We start from the raw sequence: 17,321 nt of genomic DNA, 5'->3' as shown, positions 1-17,321 counted from the left end.
AGTTTGCTACAGCTTTTCAATGTTAAGAGATAGAAGTGGTGGTCCGAAATTAAGAGGAATCGGAGCTGTTACGAAAATTCCTTCTTGCTTAAACGGTTGGGGAACCTCCAGTTTCCATGCATGAAGGCTATGACGGGTATGTTTACTTTTCGCACCATACAACGTATCTCCAAATAACGGATGACCTAGACTACTCATATGCACACGAATTTGATGCGTTCTGCCGGTATCTAAGTTCAATTCTACTAAAGTCAGTTTTTCTTTAGGAAATTTCTTGACTACTTTAAAATGAGTGATGGCTATTTGCCCATTAGGAGAGATTCGTCGTCTTGAAGCATGATGCCGGTCCTTTCCTATTGGTTTATTAATGGTTCCTTGAGAAGTTTCTACAAGTCCTTCCACTAGTGCAAGATACGTCCTTTTTATTTTTCTTGCTTCCAATTCACGGTCTAAAATTGCGCCGCTTAAAGCATGCTTGGCAAAGAGGATTGCCCCACTTGTCTCTTTATCTAAGCGATGAATATGACGGACTTTGGAATGAATGCTTTGCTGAATAAAATAATAGGCGACACCATTTGTAAGGGAATGGTAATCGTTTTCTGACGCGGGGTGTGTGTCTATGCCAGCGTCTTTATTGAGAATTAATAGATGCTCATCTTCATAAAGAATTGATAAATCTATATTAGTGGGTGTTGGGCTCACCTCTTCTTGAAATAGAGGAAGAGAGATTATGTCGCCTTTGCGAAGGGAATGAGTCCAGACCGGTTCTTCGTGGTTTACTTTTACTTCCTTTGACATGCGTAACTCGTGTAGAAGACCTTTAGGAACGCCAACCAAATTCCTTAAGTAATCTTGTAAGGAAGGTGGTTTTTCTACTGTAACGTGTAATTCAATTACCATCTATTAAAACTCCTTTATGGTGAAAAATTATCTGAAATTTTTGTCGGATATACTCATATGATTCCATTAACTACCTACGCCATTAAACAGCTATTTGTGTTACTCTTCTCTTATAGAGAAGTTACAAAGGTGGGTTTAATTCGTGAAAGTTGTATATGCATCTACTCCAGAGCAAGAGGACCATATTGGAGAATTGGTCCAACACCTCTTAACGAATATTCTTCCTTATTATTTCACAGATAAAGAGATTGAAAACCTTGAAAATCAGTTATCGCTTCACACTGGTGCAGTTCACGACACATTTACCGATTATAATGGAACATTGAAAGAAGCATTTCATATTATTTCATGTCTTCAATCAATTATTGCCGTAATTGAAGTAACCCAGGATGAGGAAATCAAACATGAGCATCGTGAAATATTTACAAGGAATGTAAATATGTTAAGAGACTTTGGCTTTTCCTTTCCATTTGCCATTGATCAATTTAAGCAAAAAACGCAGAATCATTTAGTGATAAGTAGATACATGCGACCAAGTAATCAATACTTAGTGTAACAAAGAAAGAACTCCAAGCGAATTATTCGCTTGGAGTTTCTTTTATATCTTCAAACCAGTTTGAATATACAGAGTGATCTTGATAATATTTTTCTAAACGTTTTATTTCTTTTCCGTTTTCAAAATGAATGATAGTTGGAGTAGAGTGTATGTTATAATCTGCCCAACCTTGCTCAAATTCTAAAATGTTATACAGTTCTAAATTAATATCCATTTCTTCGGCCATCGGTACGATTACTGGGCTAGTCTGTTGGCAATATACGCATTCCGGACTATAGAAATAAACAGTAGTCGTTTCACCGTTTTCAAGTTTTTCCTCTAATTGATCAGGCAAAATAAGATTTTGATACAAAGGGTCATTCAATTGTTGTTGTGTAGATGGTTTGATTTTATCTTTTCCATACGGGTTACCTTCTGAACTTTTCTTCTGCTGATAATTCGTTATGACTGCTAAAGCAACAAATATTGCAACGATTATAGAGACAATGACGATAATTTTTTTCAAGGTTATTTTCCTTCCTTTGCGGACAATTTTTTTACGAAAATTAAAATAATGGTGATGGAAGTAAATCCGATAAGTGCTAAAAATGGAATGGTGATAAATCCTAACCAATTAATATATTGGCCATTACATGGTACGATTCCACATGCGAAAGAATTTTGTCCAACGAATTCTACCTTTTGAACAAGATAATGGTAGAAAGAAATGGAGCTGCCAATGATGGAAAGCGGAAGTACATAAGTTGCAATTGCTGCATCCTTTTTAACTGCTGCTATACCGAGTAAAACAACGAGAGGATACATCAGAATACGCTGATACCAACATAAATCACATGGTATGTATAACAAAATTTCTGAAAAGTACAAGCTTCCTAGTGTAGCAACTAGGGCAATGACGGAAGCTAATAACAATAGATTCTCTATTTTTTTTGAATGGTCCACTAAGTACTCGCCTCATTTTTTTCTGTATTCTTGTTTAAAATTATAGTACGTACTTGGGTGCATTGCAAAGCTATTACACTTAATATCCTGTGAACATTTCATGACAGACATTAGGAACTGAAATTTTGGTAGGCAGAAAAGTCATTAAGAGCATCAACTACGAAAAATGTTTACTCTTTCATTATCAAGGATATTGTATGGTATAACGGATTAAAGAAGGGATGAGCGGAAATGGCTAAATATACGGTCGGAATACAAATTATGCCTAATGGAAGAGATGTTGATACAGACGGAGTTATACCAAGCATCGTAAGTGTATTAAAGGATTCTGGTCTCCCATGTCATGTTGGTCCTATGGAAACTGTAGTAGAAGGGCCTCTAGATGAAGTCTTCAGTTTAATCAAGACAGCACAACAAGTAGGAATTGATGCGGGAGCAACAGAGGTTGTAACCAATGTGAAAATTCATTATAAGCAAAGTGGCGTGTCTTTAGAGGAAAAACTTACTCATGTGTAAAAGTTTATTAGGTACATTAACCTGAATCGTTTATTAATAGATGTTCATAGTACGACGAAAACTGCTTGAATATGACAAATTTCTCAGGAAATAATGAGAGATTTGAACAACTTAATCTAATAAGTGTGTAGACCAGGAGATAAAATTATTTCCTGGTCTACCCTATATTACGCATTCGTAGTTCTTCTTTTATATACTCCGCTGTGCGCAAGGCTAAAGCATAGATGGTTAAAGTTGGATTTGCTGATGGACCAGTCACAAATGTTGGGGAGCCGGCAATGAATAAATTCTGTACATCATGTGTTTGTCCAAAGCTATTACATACAGATCTGGTAGGGTCGATGCCCATCCGACACCCACCCATTAAATGGGCATGAGATTTTAAATAATATGCTGGCACTCCGTCAGATGCTTGTCCGATTTGTTCCAAAAGCTTACGGGCTTCTTTACGGATTTTTTTATCATTATTACTTAAGGAGAATTCCACTACTGGTACGGGTAATCCATTGGAATCGATTTGAGTGCCAAGTGATAGTTGATTGGACTCTTGTGGTAAGGTTTCACTTAGCATTGCGAAAGATCCATAAAAATTATAATCGAGCATTCTACTTCTTAATTCCTCCCCAACACAAGTTGGATCATTCTCGATAAATAAGCTGGCAAGTCTTACAGGTCTTAAGCCATAGGAATTCATAATAAAACCACGAGCAAATCCTGAAGCTTTACCCATTTCATAGGGATCCATCGTTAAGGCTTGTACAGGGTTGCCACGATACATCCGAATTTCTTCCTCATATTTAACTAGCAGATGATCATTTAAGTTAGTCATTAGATATTTGCCAACAATGCCGCTCGAATTGGCGAGTCCTTCTGGAAAAATAGAGCTCTTACTATGTAATAATAATCTTGGTGTTTCTATGGCGTGAGCGGCTATTATAACCACCCGGGCTTTTTGAAAATAGGTTTCGTTTTCGTGAATATATTCCACACCGGTAACATTACCTTTGTTATCTAATCCAACTGAAGTAGCCATTGCTTCAGTGTAAATAATAGTACCGTGTTTAACTGCTTCAGGAATAAAGGTGTTAAGCGGTGTAGTTTTTGCATCTGGTATGCATCCCTCCTCACAGAATCCGCGATTTGTACAAGGGTGCCGATTTTCATATGGTGCAGAGAGAATAGCAAGTGGTGAAACAGCATGTCGTAAACCAGCATTTTCACAGCCTTCACGAAATTTAAGGGTATTATTACTTAAATCGTGATGAGGAGGATAAGGGTAATTCCCTCCATAGGGCTCCCACGGAAAATCAATTGGACCAGATAAAAGCAAACGCTTTTCTATCTTTTCATAGTAACTTACTAATGTTTCATAATTTATTGGCCAATCCTCTCCAACACCTTCAAATGAATTTGTCCGGAAGTCAGAGTGATGAAAACGCAAAAGCTGTCCTGTATAATGAACGGCGCTACCGCCAACTCCTTTTCCTGATGTGCTTCTTGCAAGATCGAGCGGATCAGAGCCAAGACTAATTCTTGGGTCATTCCAAAATAATTTCTCCATTTCAAGCTCATCACTTGCAAAGTCAAGCTGTGGAATTCTGTTAGGGCCAGCCTCCAAGCAAACAACAGACAGTCCGCTTTTACTAAGCTCACTTGCTAAGAGACTCCCACTTGCCCCTGTACCGATAATACAAATATCAACCATCTCGCTTCTTTTCATATAAGGGGGCCTCCCAAGAATCAAACTGTTTAAATCCAAACGCATAGTAGCCTCTTGGATAGGAAGGGCCACCATAACCTATCTTTGACCATACAGAAGGATCTGAATATATTATTTTGATCATTTCACAAGAGAATGTTTTAACAAATAAAGCTGGACTAAAATCTTGCCACATATCCTTTGTACTAATATTTTGCTTAATAGAGTCTATATAGGAATGCTGAAGCTTGTTTTCTAGCTTTGAAAAGGGCTGATGAAATTGAGTGAAACATTCGAGATGTATCGCCTTTAAGCCTTTACGAATGACGTCCTTTGTTAAAAGACTCGTACCTCTAGCATAGGTTTGAATTTTTTCTTGTCGACAACGCTCGTCTAAAATAGATAGACAATTGATTCCAATGTCTCCAAGGTGAGAGGGAAAGAATATTGGAAACAAGGCTACTAGTAACTCTTGTTCTTCTGGGGTGAAAAACTCGACATGAAAAGCTGCTAGTCGAGTCTTTACTACGTGTTGTGTCACTTTATCCCATTCATGAAATTGGTCTACTACATTATATTCAGGATAGTAAGAATTTTTAGGGTGTTGCAACTACTCCACCTCCCATTATTAGAACCAAACAAGTAGTAATGCAATGAATCCAAGAGAAGAAATGATAGACGGAAGAGTGATAGGGGGACCAGACATCAGATTCTCCTTTTTAATTCCACCTGTTCTTTTGCTAATTGCTTTCCAGTGAAGAAGACTTCCATATGAACCTGTCACGATAACTAGTAAGGAAATAAAGCTATGGAGCCAGATTAACCAAGTTACGGGAAAGATGGCTAGAAGGATTGCGACTATCCCTGCTATAGGTAATGCAACGACAGGTATCCACATTTGCCAAACATGAAACTTTCCTCTTTTATGCCATAAATAGATTTGTATCCAAAATGAGAAGTAACCAAAACCAAGAAATAAAGTGAGTACACGGGCTAAGCTCCAAGAATCCCAGCCAATAATCATATAATAGCCTCCAATTGAAGGGGATTTTGTTCATTGTTATACATATTATTTTAAAAGGAGGCTAGAAGTATGCAAAACTAGAGGCGAAAGATACAGAGGAGGTTTTGTTCTAGTGAATTTGGGGAATAAGTAATATTGGGTAATTCTCTTTTTTTATATAAAAAACTCAAAAGAATGAATGTTTCATTTTGCAAAAGAGTAGGAGATGGATGTTGTGTCGAAAATTGATTTGTCTAAATTCGAGAAAAAAATGATGATAAGAAATATAGAAATGAAAGATATAGATGATATTATTGCCCTTCAACATTTATGCTTTCCAGGGATGCAGCCTTGGACGAGAGAACATTTAGAAAGTCACTTGACGATGTTTTCAGAAGGGCAGTTATGTGCGGAATACGATGGGGAGATTATAGGTTCATGTTCAAGTCTTTTAATTAACTTCGATGAGTACGATGATCGACATACTTGGGACGATATTACCGAAGAAGGTTACATAACCAATCATAATCCAGATGGTTATAATCTGTATGGTATTGAAGTAATGGTACATCCTGGCTTTCGTCGAATGAAAGTAGGACATCGATTATATGAAGCAAGAAAGGATTTAGCACGTAGATTAAATTTGAAAAGTATTATTATAGGTGGGAGGATTCCAAACTATCATAAATTCGCTGATGAAATGGCACCTCGAGAATATGTGAAACAAGTAATGAGGCACAAAATTTATGATCCAGTCTTATCCTTCCAATTATTAAATGAGTTTACTCTCATGCGTATTAATCCTGGATATCTTCCGGATGATCTGGCTTCTAATAAATATGCAACCTTAATGGAATGGAACAATGTTGAGTACATTCCGCAAACGAAGCGGCATTATAAAACATCGTTTCCAGTTCGGATTTGTGTAGTACAATACATGATGAAATCGATCAGTTCGTTTGAAGAATTTGCGACACAGGTAGAATATTATACAGATGTAGCATCTGATGCTGGTGCTGATTTTGCGGTATTTCCAGAGATATTTACTACTCAGTTAATGTCCTTCTTAAATGAAAGATCGCCAAGTAAGGCGGTGCAACGTTTAACCGAATATACCGAAGATTATATTCAACTATTCACTGATTTAGCGGTTAAGTACAATGTAAATATCATTGGTGGCTCTCATTTTGTAGAGGAAGATGATAAAGTTTTTAATATTGCTTATTTGTTCCGAAGAGATGGAACGATTGAAAAGCAGTATAAGATACACATCACTCCAAACGAACGAAAATGGTGGGGGATTAGCCGAGGGGATACAGTTAAAGTATTTGATACAGATTGTGGGAAAATTGCGATTCAAATTTGTTACGATATTGAGTTTCCAGAATTAGCTCGAATTGCTACCGATAAGGGTGCGAATATTATTTTCTGTCCGTTCAATACGGAGGACCGTCAAGGGTACTTACGTGTTCGTTATTGTGCGCAAGCTCGTGCAGTAGAAAATCAAATATATACGGTTATCGCAGGGACATGTGGAAATCTCCCTCAAGTAGAAAACATGGATATTCAATATTCGCAATCGGCCATTTTTGCACCATCTGATTTTGAGTTTGCTCGTGATGGCATAGTAGGGGAGTGTAATCCAAATATCGAGATGGTAATAAATGGAGATGTTGATTTGGAAATTTTAAGAAGACAACGTCAATCAGGAACCGTTCGTCAGTTAAAGGATCGCAGACGAGATGTGTATGAAATCAACTATAAAAAATAATGAAAAAAGCGAAGATGACTCGTGTGTGAAGTCATCTTCGCTTTTTTATTTTGTCGAACGACGATATTGGTATTGTTGCCACTGGAATCGGATAAAACAGCCGACACAAAATCCGAGTAGTGCGACACCAGATGCAAGGCCAACCATGATAGAAAAGGCAAAACCGATAATTGTGTAACCTGTGTAAAAACCTATCAGTGATAGTGCTAAGCAGCTCACAGCAATCGTTTGATTAAACTGTAGCTGTGCTTTATCTTCTTGAATATAGGAAGAAGGTGGTTTAGCTAAAAATTTGCTAGCAATCTTTAAGACTGGATTGTAACCAGTTAGCAAGCCACTTAACCCTGCCAATAAAGGAAGCAATAATAGAAAATAAAAGCCAGTTAAAAGTGAAATGGCCACAGTAAGTAAGATAAACCATTGATTAACGGTAACGAGAGGTTTAGGTATCATTGTTTATTAATCCCACCTATTTAATCGGAATACTTCTAGTCTACTCGATAAAGAGGAGATTGTGCAAGGGAAGAAATTAGGATAAAGTGTTGAAATTATTCAGTAACTCGAAATAATTTCAACTTTTCCTTCAGAAATTTGGTAATATAGTAGGAAAACCGCGTGACGGTATTGTAGAAGATTGAGAGGAATCCCATGATTTTTTTAGATGTACTTTTACCAGTTTTTCTGATATTTGCCATTGGTTTTATTGGACAAAAGACGCTTGGCTTCGATACGAAGGCTCTCTCCAAGATGGCACTCTATTTATTATCACCAGTCTTGGTGTTTCGGACATTTTACACGAATCAATTTACGAGTGAACATCTCTATATTGTCCTCTACACGGTAATACTTTGTTTTTCACTTATTCTATTTGTCTATCTCCTTTCATGGCTAAAGAAGTATTCTCGCGCTGAAACATGTGGGTTAATTCTTTCAGCTAGTTTCATGAATAACGGAAATTATGGGACGCCACTAGCGTTATTACTGTTTGGTGTTGTTGGATTTGAGTATGCGGTAGTTTTGATGGTTGCTCAGCAGATGCTTATGGCAACAGTAGGGGTGTATTATGCAGCAAAAGGTAGTCCGGAAAGTGACGGATTTCGCTCAGCAGTTAGAGCGGTGGTTAAAATGCCAATTATGTATGGTGCGGCATTAGGGTTACTATTTCAATATCTAGCTGTTCCAGTATCAGTATCTATTATGGAAGCAGTTCATTTGGTAGCGGATGCAACAATTCCTGTCATTATGGTGATTCTGGGGATGCAGCTCGCAAAAATCTCCATTAGAACGACTAAAAAAGAAAAATTATTCTATGCTGTTTCTACTAAACTAGTAATATCGCCAATTATTGCTTTTCTTATCACATTGGTTTTACCTGTTGATCTTATGATAAAACAGCTAATGATTGTAATGGCTGCGATGCCTGCAGCGGCGAATACTACGATGTATGCGGTAGAATTTAATACAGAACCAGAGTTTGTGTCTAGTGCAACATTAGTGAGCACACTTTTGACGCTAGTAACATTGCCGGTGTTGTTTTGGTTGATTCTGTGATGTGGGTTTCTAAATGAAGATACTTTGGTGTTGAATTTAGTTTCTTTTTTGTCCTTTGGCTAATATCTAACTTCTCTGATAGAGGAGAGCTTCTAATTAAAAGTAGAAAAGAGGGATCCATAATGACCTTTCAACAACAAATCATCCTTCCAGCAGTCAAAAACGGGAAAAGTCTGGAGCTTTTTTTGCAATCAAGCTATGAGTATGGGGTGATTCTTGACAGTCAACTTTCACAGATTCCTAGTTTTATTCAAACTGCGAAGAGGGAGAACAAGAAACTTTTTGTTCATGTGGATCTCATACAAGGGATAAAAAATGATGAACATGCTGGGGAATTTCTCTGTCAGTTTTTAAAGCCAGCTGGACTTATTTCGACGAGGGCTGCTGTTATAGCAAAGGCGAAGCAACGAGGAATTTATGCCATTCAACGATTGTTTTTACTAGATTCAAATGCGGTAGAGAAAAGCTTGCAAGTGATTAAGAAAGTAAAACCAGATTTTATCGAGGTGTTACCTGGAGTAGTGCCTCATATGATAAAAGAAGTAAAGGAGAAGACGGGAATTCCAGTATTCGCAGGAGGATTGATTCGTTCCGTGGAGGATGTGGATAGAGCAATTGCCGCAGGTGCTACTGCAGTTACCACTTCAAAGCAGGAATTGTGGAGACATTACGCGAAAACAGATGAAAAAGAAACGTGAGGGAGTGGAGAAATCGTGGAAAAGTATATTCTTTCTTTAGACCAAGGTACAACGAGCTCGCGAGCAATTTTATTTAATCAAAAGGGGGAAGTAGTCTATACTGCGCAAAAGGAATTTCAGCAATACTTCCCAAAGTCAGGTTGGGTGGAGCACAATGCGAATGAAATATGGAGCTCTATTTTGGCTGTTATTGCTTCTTGCCTGTCTGAATCAGGAATTAAACCTGGACAGGTTGTAGGGATTGGAATCACGAACCAACGGGAAACGACAGTGGTTTGGGATAAACGTACAGGACAGCCGATACATAACGCGATTGTTTGGCAATCGAGACAAACTGCGACCATTTGTGAAGAACTGAAAGCACAAGGTCATGAACAGCTATTTCGTGATAAAACTGGTCTCTTGATTGATGCGTATTTTTCAGGAACGAAAGTGAAGTGGCTACTGGACAATGTAGCTGGGGCAAGAGAAAAGGCGGAAAAGGGTGAATTGTTATTCGGAACAATTGATACCTGGTTAATTTGGAAGCTTTCTGGGGGAAAGGCGCATGTAACCGATTACTCGAATGCCTCCCGAACTTTACTGTATAACATTCATGAGCTTAAGTGGGACGAAGAGCTTTTATCGATTTTAGATGTTCCATCAAGCATGTTGCCAGAGGTAAAGTCATCTTCTGAAGTATATACTAAAACGATCGATTATCACTTTTTTGGAGAGGAAATTCCGATTGCTGGGGTTGCTGGAGATCAACAAGCTGCGTTATTCGGGCAAGCCTGCTTTGAAGAAGGGATGGCGAAAAACACCTATGGTACTGGGTGTTTTATGTTGATGAATACCGGAGAAAAGGCGATTAAATCAGAGAATGGGCTCTTAACAACGATTGCCTGGGGATTAGACGGTAAAGTAACCTACGCATTAGAAGGTAGTATTTTTGTAGCAGGCTCGGCAATTCAATGGCTACGTGATGGGTTGCGAATGCTAAAAGATGCCAAGGACAGTGAGGAGTATGCAACTAGAGTGGAATCAAGTGAAGGTGTCTATGTGGTGCCAGCATTTGTCGGTCTTGGTACTCCATATTGGGATAGCGATGTCCGCGGAGCCATCTTTGGATTAACGCGCGGAACATCCAAGGAGCACTTTGTCCGAGCTACATTGGAGTCTCTAGCTTATCAAACAAAGGATGTATTAACAGCAATGGAGCAGGATTCCGCTATAAAATTAAAAGCACTCCGAGTGGATGGAGGCGCAGTGAAAAATAATTTCCTACTACAATTTCAAAGTGACTTGCTTCGAGTGGACGTTGGGCGAGCGACAATTAATGAAACAACGGCATTAGGTGCCGCCTACTTAGCTGGATTAGCTGTAGGATTTTGGGGAAATAAAGAAGACATAGTTACCCAGTGGAGCATAGAGAAAAGCTTTGAACCGAAGATGAAAGTAACCGAGCAGGAAAAACTTTATGATGGCTGGAAAAAAGCAATTAACGCAACTATGGCTTTTAAGTAATTAATCCATATGTTATAATGAAAATAAGTTAATATTTCGGTTGGAGATTAGGAGAGACCACAGAACATAATCAGAGCAAGAGCTTTGTCTATGTTTCCTGTGGTCTTTTTTTGTATATATTTTACACAAAATATACATAAAAATGGAGGCTCGCTCAATGAAAAGACTAACTTTCTCAAGTACCAATCGCACCATGCTTTTGGAAAAAATGAAAGAAGAAACGTATGATGTCCTCGTGATAGGTGGAGGGATTACCGGCAGTGGAATTGCTTTAGATTCAACTACTAGAGGGATGAAAACAGCGGTGGTAGAGATGCAGGATTTTGCAGCAGGAACATCTAGTCGCTCGACAAAGCTAGTCCATGGTGGTTTGCGCTATTTGAAACAGTTAGAGGTGAGAATGGTTGCAGAAGTTGGTAAGGAAAGAGCGGTTGTCTATGAAAATGGTCCACATGTAACGACACCGGAATGGATGCTCTTGCCTATTCAAAAAGGTGGAACTTTCGGGAAGTTTTCCACGTCTGTTGGCTTAAGACTTTATGATTTTTTAGCAAATGTGAAAAGAAGTGAACGGCGCAAAATGTTAAATGCAACAGAGACGATGAAGTTAGAGCCTTTGCTTTCTTGGGATAAGCTAAAAGGCGGAGGCGTATATGTAGAATATCGTACAGATGATGCTCGCCTTACGATTGAGGTTATGAAAGAAGCGGTAAAACAAGGCGTGGATGCTGTAAATTATGCAAAAGTGGAGAGATTATTATACGAAAATGGGAAGGTTTCAGGAGCGTTGGTTGTGGATCAAATTAGCAACAAGGCGTATCAGATACGAGCGAAGAAGGTCGTCAATGCAGCTGGTCCTTGGGTAGATTCCTTGCGTGAAATGGACGGCTCCAAAACAGGGAAGTACTTACAATTAACGAAAGGAATTCACCTTGTATTTGACCAAAAGACGTTTCCATTAAAGCAAGCCATCTATTTTGATACAGAAGATAAGCGAATGATTTTTGCTATTCCTAGAGATGGAAAAACATATGTCGGAACAACAGATACCGTGTATAAAGAGGACATGGTCCATCCACGTATGACGAGACAAGATAAAGACTACGTATTGCAGGCTATCAATTATTTATTTCCAAGCTTAAGCATCAGCGAGACTGATATTGAGTCCAGTTGGACAGGATTACGTCCGCTAATTTATGAAGAAGGAAAATCCGCATCTGAAATTTCAAGAAAAGATGAGGTGTGGATTTCCAATTCAGGTTTAATCACGATTGCTGGTGGAAAGTTAACAGGATATCGAAAAATGGCGGAAATGGTTGTCAATCAAATTAATAAGCAATTTTCCAAAGAATTAGGAGTGAACTTTGGCCCTAGTAAAACTAAAAAGTTACCGATCTCAGGTGGAGATGTCGGTGGATCTAAAAACCTTCAACACTTTATTGATAAAAAGACAAAAGAAGGAACAGACTTCGGATTGACAGAGGAACAATCAAGAAAACTTTCAGCGATGTATGGGTCTAATGTCGATAAACTATTTTCTATTGCTGGTTCTTCTGATAAAAAAGCGAAGCAGCTTGGGGTGCCATTAGATGTATACAGCCAGTTAATCTATGCTATTCATGAGGAAATGACGGTTACACCATTGGATTTCTTTATCCGACGAACGGGCGCCCTTTTCTTTCAGATTGCTTGGGTTCAAAAGTGGAAAGGGAAAGTAATAGAAATCATGGCAAAAGAACTGATATGGACAAAAGAGCAATTACAACAATATCAAAAAACGCTTGAACAGCACTTGAAAGATGCGGTAGTGGTAGTAGATGATGAAGAACCTGACGCTGCAAAAAAAATTGGTTAAGGAATTGCCTATGCGATTCCTTTTTTTTTTGGCTAGCTTGAGAATAGGGTGTTACCTTTGATCCCCCGGATGATTTCCGTTGCAGTTGTGCCGAGTGTCTGAGGTTATGGATTTGAATTGTAAGGAAAAATAAGACCTCAGAGTAGCCCGGTTTAGATGTAACTAACATTTAACAAATACATTTTCATCCTTCATAGTGCAAATTTGGTTTGTATGGGCTACGACTTTCGTTCCAATCACCAGCAAGAGTTAGGCAAGTATTAATAATTAGCTTTAACATAGCCTTATTTTTTTAGTATAATAAAGGATGGAAGCGTTCACTCGTGCATATTTTGTCATAATTCGACGGATTTTTTTTGCAGGAAGGTGTACGTGTAAAAGAGAAATGTACAGTATCCTGATAATTGCAAGGAGGAAGAGACAGATGAACTGGATGGATAAATACGAACTTTGGGAAAGTAACACGAATCTTGACGAGGAAATGGTCAAGCTTATTGAGGAAATGAAAGACGATGAAACAGTAAAAGAGGATAGCTTTTATAAAGAATTAGAGTTTGGTACAGGTGGTATGCGAGGAGAAATCGGCGCTGGTACAAATAGAATGAATGTTTATACGGTCCGAAAAGCTTCGGAAGGTCTTGCGCGTTACATAGAATCCTTTGGGGAGAATGCAAAAAGAGGTGGCGTAGCGATTGCGTATGATTGCCGTCATAAGTCTCCTGAATTTGCGATGGAAGCAGCTAAAACTTTAGCTAGTCATGGTATTCAAACCTATGTATTTGAAAGTCTGCGTCCAACGCCCGTGTTATCATTTGCGGTACGTGAATTAAACGCCTTTTCTGGAATTGTAGTGACCGCAAGTCATAACCCTCCGGAATATAATGGATATAAAGTATATGGTCCAGACGGAGGACAGCTTCCTTTATTCGAAGCAGATCAAGTGATTGCAAAAGTACAGGAAGTAGAAAATGAGTTGGAAATTAAGGTGGAATCAGAAGAAGTCCTAAAAGAAAAAGGACTCATTAAAATGATTGGGGAAGAATTGGATCAAGCTTATCAAGAAAAGCTTAAAACAATCTCTGTTCATCCTGAATTAGGAGCAGAAATGGGTGACAAAGTGAAGGTTGTTTTTACTCCCCTTCACGGAACAGCAAATTTACCAGTTCGCGCAGGATTAGAAGCTTTAGGCTATAAGAATGTAAAGATTGTAGCAGAGCAAGAACTGCCAGATCCGAATTTCTCAACGGTTGCTTCTCCTAACCCAGAAGAGCATGCCGCATTTGAGCTTGCGATTCGTGATGGAAAAGAAATAGATGCGGACATTTTAATCGCAACAGACCCTGACGCTGATAGACTTGGAGTGGCTGTGAAGAATGAAGCGGGCGAGTATGTGGTGCTAACTGGGAATCAAACGGGAGCGTTATTCCTTCACTATCTACTGTCTGAAAAGAAAGCAACGGGTACCCTTCCTGAAAATGGAGTAATGTTAAAAACAATTGTTACTTCTGAATTTGGTCGAGTGATTGCTGATAGTTATAAGGTTGCGACAGTGGACACCTTGACTGGCTTTAAATTCATCGGAGAAAAAATGAAGCAATATGAAGCAACTGGTGAATATTCCTTCTTATTTGGATACGAAGAGAGCTATGGTTCATTAATTGGTGATTTTGCACGTGATAAAGATGCCGTTCAAGCAGCTTTAATGGCAGTTGAAATTTGTGCATTTTACAAAAAACAGGGCAAGACGATGTATGAGGGCTTGATTGATTTATATGAACAGTATGGCTACTATTTAGAAGGTATGAAGTCTCTAACATTAAAAGGTAAGGAAGGCGCCGAGCAAATTGGCAACCTATTGACCGCTTTCCGAGAGTCTGCACCAGCGGAAATTAATGGCTACAAAGTGGTCGCTATGGAAGATTACGCGAGTCAAGAAAGAACTGTTATTGCTTCAGGAAAACGTGAAAAGATAGAATTACCAAAATCCAATGTATTGAAATACTTTTTAGAGGACGGATCATGGGTATGTGTACGTCCATCTGGAACAGAGCCGAAGATTAAATTCTATTTTGGCATTCAATCCGAGACTTTTACCCAAAGTAAAGAAAAGCTAGAAGAAATTTCTAACGCATTTATGGTAAAAGTAGAGGAGTTCTTAACTAATATGAACTCTGTAGGAAAAGCGTAAATAAGTAAGTAATCGAAGGAAAGGCTTCTGCCTTTCCTTTTATTACGTTCTAATCGTATGATCCAGTTTATTAAAAAAGGGGTTAGTCCCATAAATTTAACAATAGATAAACTTCCTGAGACTAAAGTTGTAGAGAATCCGAGACTTTTTTCTAAGGTGAATGTGTGAGGGGCTTGGTAAAATAGAGGAATAATGATACGGATTAGAAGTGTGTAGTGGGAGGGGATTTTTTGGGTGAGGATCAGAGGGTGCAGGAGTTACGTGCTTTAAAGATAATTGCGGAGGCATTAAACCAGGCTAATGATCAAAAGACAATGTTAAATGGAGTACTCGAGGAATTACTTCGAGTGACAGGTCTACAAGCAGGCTGGATTTACCTAATAGATGAGAATGGATCATATACGTTAGCGGCGGACCATCATCTTCCAGAAGCGCTTGTTGGTAATAATAAAAAGCCAATGTGTAAAGGGGGATGTTGGTGTTTAGATCAGTATAAAGATGGTCGGCTAAAGCGTGCCTCCAATATTATTGAATGTAAAAGGCTAGAAGATGCCATTAAATTTAAATGGGGAAATACAGATGATATCACCCACCACGCGACGGTACCATTACGGGCAGGAGAGGAGAAGTTTGGCTTGTTAAATGTAGCTTCCCCAAACAAAACCTATTTTTCTGATACAGAGCTAGCTTTATTAGAATCGGTTGCCTTTCAAATTGGAACAACGCTAAAACGGATTAGGCTTGCCGAAAATGAGCAGCATTTATTAGTTATTGCTGAACGTAACCGGTTAGCAAGAGACCTTCATGATTCCGTCAACCAGCTGTTATTTTCGCTGATGTTAACGGCAAGAGGGACAAAGGAATTAACAGAAGATCCGCAAATTAAAGAGATGCTGAGTTATATGCAAGAGCTTTCACAAGAGGCGTTGAGTGAAATGCGTGCCCTTATTTGGCAACTTCGACCACAGGGGCTTGAAAATGGTTTAGTAAGTGCGCTAATGAATTACGGGAAAGTCCTAGGTGTGGAAATTGATTGTGAAGTAAAAGGGGTAGTTGATCTACCTTCCCACATCGAAGAATGTCTATGGAGAATAGGACAAGAGGCATTCAATAATTGTAAAAAACATGCTGGGACACGTGAAGCGATGCTGCGAATCGAGATAGAAAACAAAAGCGTAGTATTTGAAATTGAAGACTTTGGCGCAGGTTTTTCCGTTGATCCAAGTGAATTCATTCCTTCTCTTGGATTATCAAGTATGAAGGAACGAACAGAAGCATTTGGAGGAATCTTCACCATTGATAGTCGATTGGGACAGGGTACGAAGATTCGAATAGAAATGCCTGTTAAAAAGGAGGAGAAACAATGATACGAGTGCTAATTGCGGATGATCATCACGTTGTACGGCGGGGGTTACTATTTTTTCTAAAGACTCAAAAGGATATTGAAATAGTCGGGGAAGCGAAAAATGGAGAAGAAGCGGTAGAATTAGCTATTACTTTACAACCAGATGTTATTCTTATGGACCTAGTAATGCCTGGTGTTGATGGGATTGAAGCAACTAGAAGAATTATGGAAAAGAGACTTCCTTGTAGGGTATTAATTTTGACTAGCTTTTCTGATCAAGATCATGTTATCCCGGCAATCCGCGCTGGTGCAGCAGGCTATCAACTTAAGGACGTGGAGCCAGATCAATTAATTGCAGCGATTCATGCTGTTCATCGTGGCGAAAGTCAGCTGCATCCTAAAGTAACCTCTCATGTGATGTCACATTTTACACATGGTCGTGGCTCCAATAAAATCCTACATGAAGATTTAACAAAAAGAGAACTGGAAGTATTAGGTGAAATTTCTAAAGGTAAAAGTAATAAAGAAATAGCCTCGTCTTTATTTATAACGGAAAAAACAGTAAAAACACATGTTTCAAATATATTGGCGAAATTAGAATTAGCAGATCGTACACAAGCTGCCCTGTACGCAGTGAAGCATGGATTAGGTTAATTTTCTACGACTAAAGTAGGAGGTTTGCGTATGAATCTCCGTCTAAATTAGTAGGTATACTTAGCCATATTTTCCGATTTTACGTAAGTGTACTTACAGGTATACTAAGAATACAAATAGTAAGAGAGGAGTCATTA

General features: G+C 38.7%; 17 protein-coding genes. 10 read left to right on the top strand and 7 right to left on the bottom strand.

Annotated features, from left to right (window positions below; translation table 11 throughout):
- Window positions 1–6: 6 nt before the first annotated feature.
- On the bottom strand, window positions 7–900 hold the full coding sequence (locus BK580_RS18080) for an RluA family pseudouridine synthase (protein ID WP_078381694.1): 894 nt from the start codon (window positions 898–900) through the stop codon (window positions 7–9).
- Between the two features lie 142 nt (window positions 901–1,042).
- Here BK580_RS18080 and BK580_RS18075 point away from each other — a divergent pair, with 142 nt between their 5' ends.
- On the top strand, window positions 1,043–1,456 hold the full coding sequence (locus BK580_RS18075; protein ID WP_078381693.1) for a DUF5365 family protein: 414 nt from the start codon (window positions 1,043–1,045) through the stop codon (window positions 1,454–1,456).
- A gap of 22 nt (window positions 1,457–1,478) precedes the next feature.
- Here BK580_RS18075 and BK580_RS18070 read toward each other — a convergent pair whose 3' ends face one another.
- Both BK580_RS18070 and BK580_RS18065 read right to left on the bottom strand, forming a co-directional pair.
- Window positions 1,479–1,961, bottom strand: coding sequence for a thioredoxin family protein (locus tag BK580_RS18070; protein ID WP_078381692.1), 483 nt, complete (start codon window positions 1,959–1,961; stop codon window positions 1,479–1,481).
- A 2-nt stretch (window positions 1,962–1,963) separates the two neighbouring features.
- Window positions 1,964–2,398 carry a disulfide oxidoreductase gene (locus BK580_RS18065; RefSeq protein ID WP_078381691.1) on the bottom strand — a complete coding sequence of 145 codons (435 nt, stop codon included), beginning with the start codon at window positions 2,396–2,398 and terminating at the stop codon, window positions 1,964–1,966.
- Between the two features lie 231 nt (window positions 2,399–2,629).
- Here BK580_RS18065 and BK580_RS18060 point away from each other — a divergent pair, with 231 nt between their 5' ends.
- Window positions 2,630–2,914 (top strand): thiamine-binding protein, encoded by a 285-nt coding sequence (locus BK580_RS18060; RefSeq protein WP_078381690.1) that lies wholly within the window; start codon window positions 2,630–2,632, stop codon window positions 2,912–2,914.
- A 157-nt stretch (window positions 2,915–3,071) separates the two neighbouring features.
- Here BK580_RS18060 and BK580_RS18055 read toward each other — a convergent pair whose 3' ends face one another.
- From BK580_RS18055 to BK580_RS18045, 3 genes are read right to left on the bottom strand one after another with little or no spacing between them, the layout of a single operon-like run.
- The gene (locus BK580_RS18055; protein ID WP_078381689.1) at window positions 3,072–4,634 is read right to left on the bottom strand and encodes a GMC family oxidoreductase; all 1,563 of its coding nucleotides are present in this window, start codon (window positions 4,632–4,634) and stop codon (window positions 3,072–3,074) included.
- Window positions 4,612–5,223, bottom strand: coding sequence for a gluconate 2-dehydrogenase subunit 3 family protein (locus BK580_RS18050; protein WP_078381688.1), 612 nt, complete (start codon window positions 5,221–5,223; stop codon window positions 4,612–4,614). The genes BK580_RS18055 and BK580_RS18050 overlap by 23 nt, the downstream gene beginning before the upstream one ends.
- A gap of 18 nt (window positions 5,224–5,241) precedes the next feature.
- Window positions 5,242–5,637, bottom strand: coding sequence for a hypothetical protein (locus BK580_RS18045; RefSeq protein WP_078381687.1), 396 nt, complete (start codon window positions 5,635–5,637; stop codon window positions 5,242–5,244).
- Window positions 5,638–5,842: 205 nt separating this feature from the next.
- Between BK580_RS18045 and BK580_RS18040 the strand changes: the two genes are divergently transcribed.
- Window positions 5,843–7,387 (top strand): bifunctional GNAT family N-acetyltransferase/carbon-nitrogen hydrolase family protein, encoded by a 1,545-nt coding sequence (locus BK580_RS18040; protein ID WP_078381686.1) that lies wholly within the window; start codon window positions 5,843–5,845, stop codon window positions 7,385–7,387.
- A 45-nt stretch (window positions 7,388–7,432) separates the two neighbouring features.
- On the opposite strand, the gene BK580_RS18035 is transcribed toward BK580_RS18040, so the two are convergent.
- Window positions 7,433–7,840 carry a DUF4395 domain-containing protein gene (locus BK580_RS18035; RefSeq protein WP_078381685.1) on the bottom strand — a complete coding sequence of 136 codons (408 nt, stop codon included), beginning with the start codon at window positions 7,838–7,840 and terminating at the stop codon, window positions 7,433–7,435.
- Window positions 7,841–8,035: 195 nt separating this feature from the next.
- Here BK580_RS18035 and BK580_RS18030 point away from each other — a divergent pair, with 195 nt between their 5' ends.
- From BK580_RS18030 to BK580_RS18000, 7 genes are all read left to right on the top strand, one after another.
- Window positions 8,036–8,938 carry an AEC family transporter gene (locus BK580_RS18030; RefSeq protein ID WP_078381684.1) on the top strand — a complete coding sequence of 301 codons (903 nt, stop codon included), beginning with the start codon at window positions 8,036–8,038 and terminating at the stop codon, window positions 8,936–8,938.
- Window positions 8,939–9,060: 122 nt separating this feature from the next.
- Window positions 9,061–9,636: a glycerol-3-phosphate responsive antiterminator gene (locus BK580_RS18025; RefSeq protein ID WP_078381683.1), complete on the top strand. Its 576-nt coding sequence runs from the start codon at window positions 9,061–9,063 to the stop codon at window positions 9,634–9,636.
- Between the two features lie 15 nt (window positions 9,637–9,651).
- Window positions 9,652–11,142 carry a glycerol kinase GlpK gene (gene glpK, locus BK580_RS18020; RefSeq protein WP_078381682.1) on the top strand — a complete coding sequence of 497 codons (1,491 nt, stop codon included), beginning with the start codon at window positions 9,652–9,654 and terminating at the stop codon, window positions 11,140–11,142.
- A gap of 157 nt (window positions 11,143–11,299) precedes the next feature.
- The gene (locus BK580_RS18015) at window positions 11,300–12,997 is read left to right on the top strand and encodes a glycerol-3-phosphate dehydrogenase/oxidase (protein WP_078381681.1); all 1,698 of its coding nucleotides are present in this window, start codon (window positions 11,300–11,302) and stop codon (window positions 12,995–12,997) included.
- A 424-nt stretch (window positions 12,998–13,421) separates the two neighbouring features.
- Window positions 13,422–15,185: a phospho-sugar mutase gene (locus tag BK580_RS18010; protein ID WP_078381680.1), complete on the top strand. Its 1,764-nt coding sequence runs from the start codon at window positions 13,422–13,424 to the stop codon at window positions 15,183–15,185.
- Window positions 15,186–15,415: 230 nt separating this feature from the next.
- Entirely contained in the window at window positions 15,416–16,552 is a 1,137-nt protein-coding gene (locus tag BK580_RS18005; protein ID WP_408055249.1) for a GAF domain-containing sensor histidine kinase, read from the top strand.
- A complete protein-coding gene (locus BK580_RS18000; protein ID WP_078381679.1) occupies window positions 16,549–17,184 on the top strand; it encodes a response regulator in 636 nt (211 codons plus the stop codon). The genes BK580_RS18005 and BK580_RS18000 overlap by 4 nt, the downstream gene beginning before the upstream one ends.
- Window positions 17,185–17,321: the final 137 nt, after the last annotated feature.

The organism is Sutcliffiella halmapala (assembly GCF_002019665.1).
GTDB classification, from domain to species: domain Bacteria; phylum Bacillota; class Bacilli; order Bacillales; family Bacillaceae_I; genus Sutcliffiella_A; species Sutcliffiella_A halmapala.
This window is presented reverse-complemented; position numbering and strand designations above follow the sequence as displayed.

What these genes read in the sequence shown, in the direction of transcription:
- BK580_RS18080 (WP_078381694.1), bottom strand. Translation starts at nt 900, where the DNA reads ATGGTAATTGAATTACACGTTACAGTAGAAAAACCACCTTCCTTACAA.
- BK580_RS18060 (WP_078381690.1), top strand. Translation starts at nt 2,630, where the DNA reads ATGGCTAAATATACGGTCGGAATACAAATTATGCCTAATGGAAGAGAT.
- BK580_RS18055 (WP_078381689.1), bottom strand. Translation starts at nt 4,634, where the DNA reads ATGAAAAGAAGCGAGATGGTTGATATTTGTATTATCGGTACAGGGGCA.
- BK580_RS18045 (WP_078381687.1), bottom strand. Translation starts at nt 5,637, where the DNA reads ATGATTATTGGCTGGGATTCTTGGAGCTTAGCCCGTGTACTCACTTTA.
- BK580_RS18040 (WP_078381686.1), top strand. Translation starts at nt 5,843, where the DNA reads ATGGATGTTGTGTCGAAAATTGATTTGTCTAAATTCGAGAAAAAAATG.
- BK580_RS18035 (WP_078381685.1), bottom strand. Translation starts at nt 7,840, where the DNA reads ATGATACCTAAACCTCTCGTTACCGTTAATCAATGGTTTATCTTACTT.
- BK580_RS18030 (WP_078381684.1), top strand. Translation starts at nt 8,036, where the DNA reads ATGATTTTTTTAGATGTACTTTTACCAGTTTTTCTGATATTTGCCATT.
- BK580_RS18025 (WP_078381683.1), top strand. Translation starts at nt 9,061, where the DNA reads ATGACCTTTCAACAACAAATCATCCTTCCAGCAGTCAAAAACGGGAAA.
- BK580_RS18015 (WP_078381681.1), top strand. Translation starts at nt 11,300, where the DNA reads ATGAAAAGACTAACTTTCTCAAGTACCAATCGCACCATGCTTTTGGAA.
- BK580_RS18010 (WP_078381680.1), top strand. Translation starts at nt 13,422, where the DNA reads ATGAACTGGATGGATAAATACGAACTTTGGGAAAGTAACACGAATCTT.
- BK580_RS18000 (WP_078381679.1), top strand. Translation starts at nt 16,549, where the DNA reads ATGATACGAGTGCTAATTGCGGATGATCATCACGTTGTACGGCGGGGG.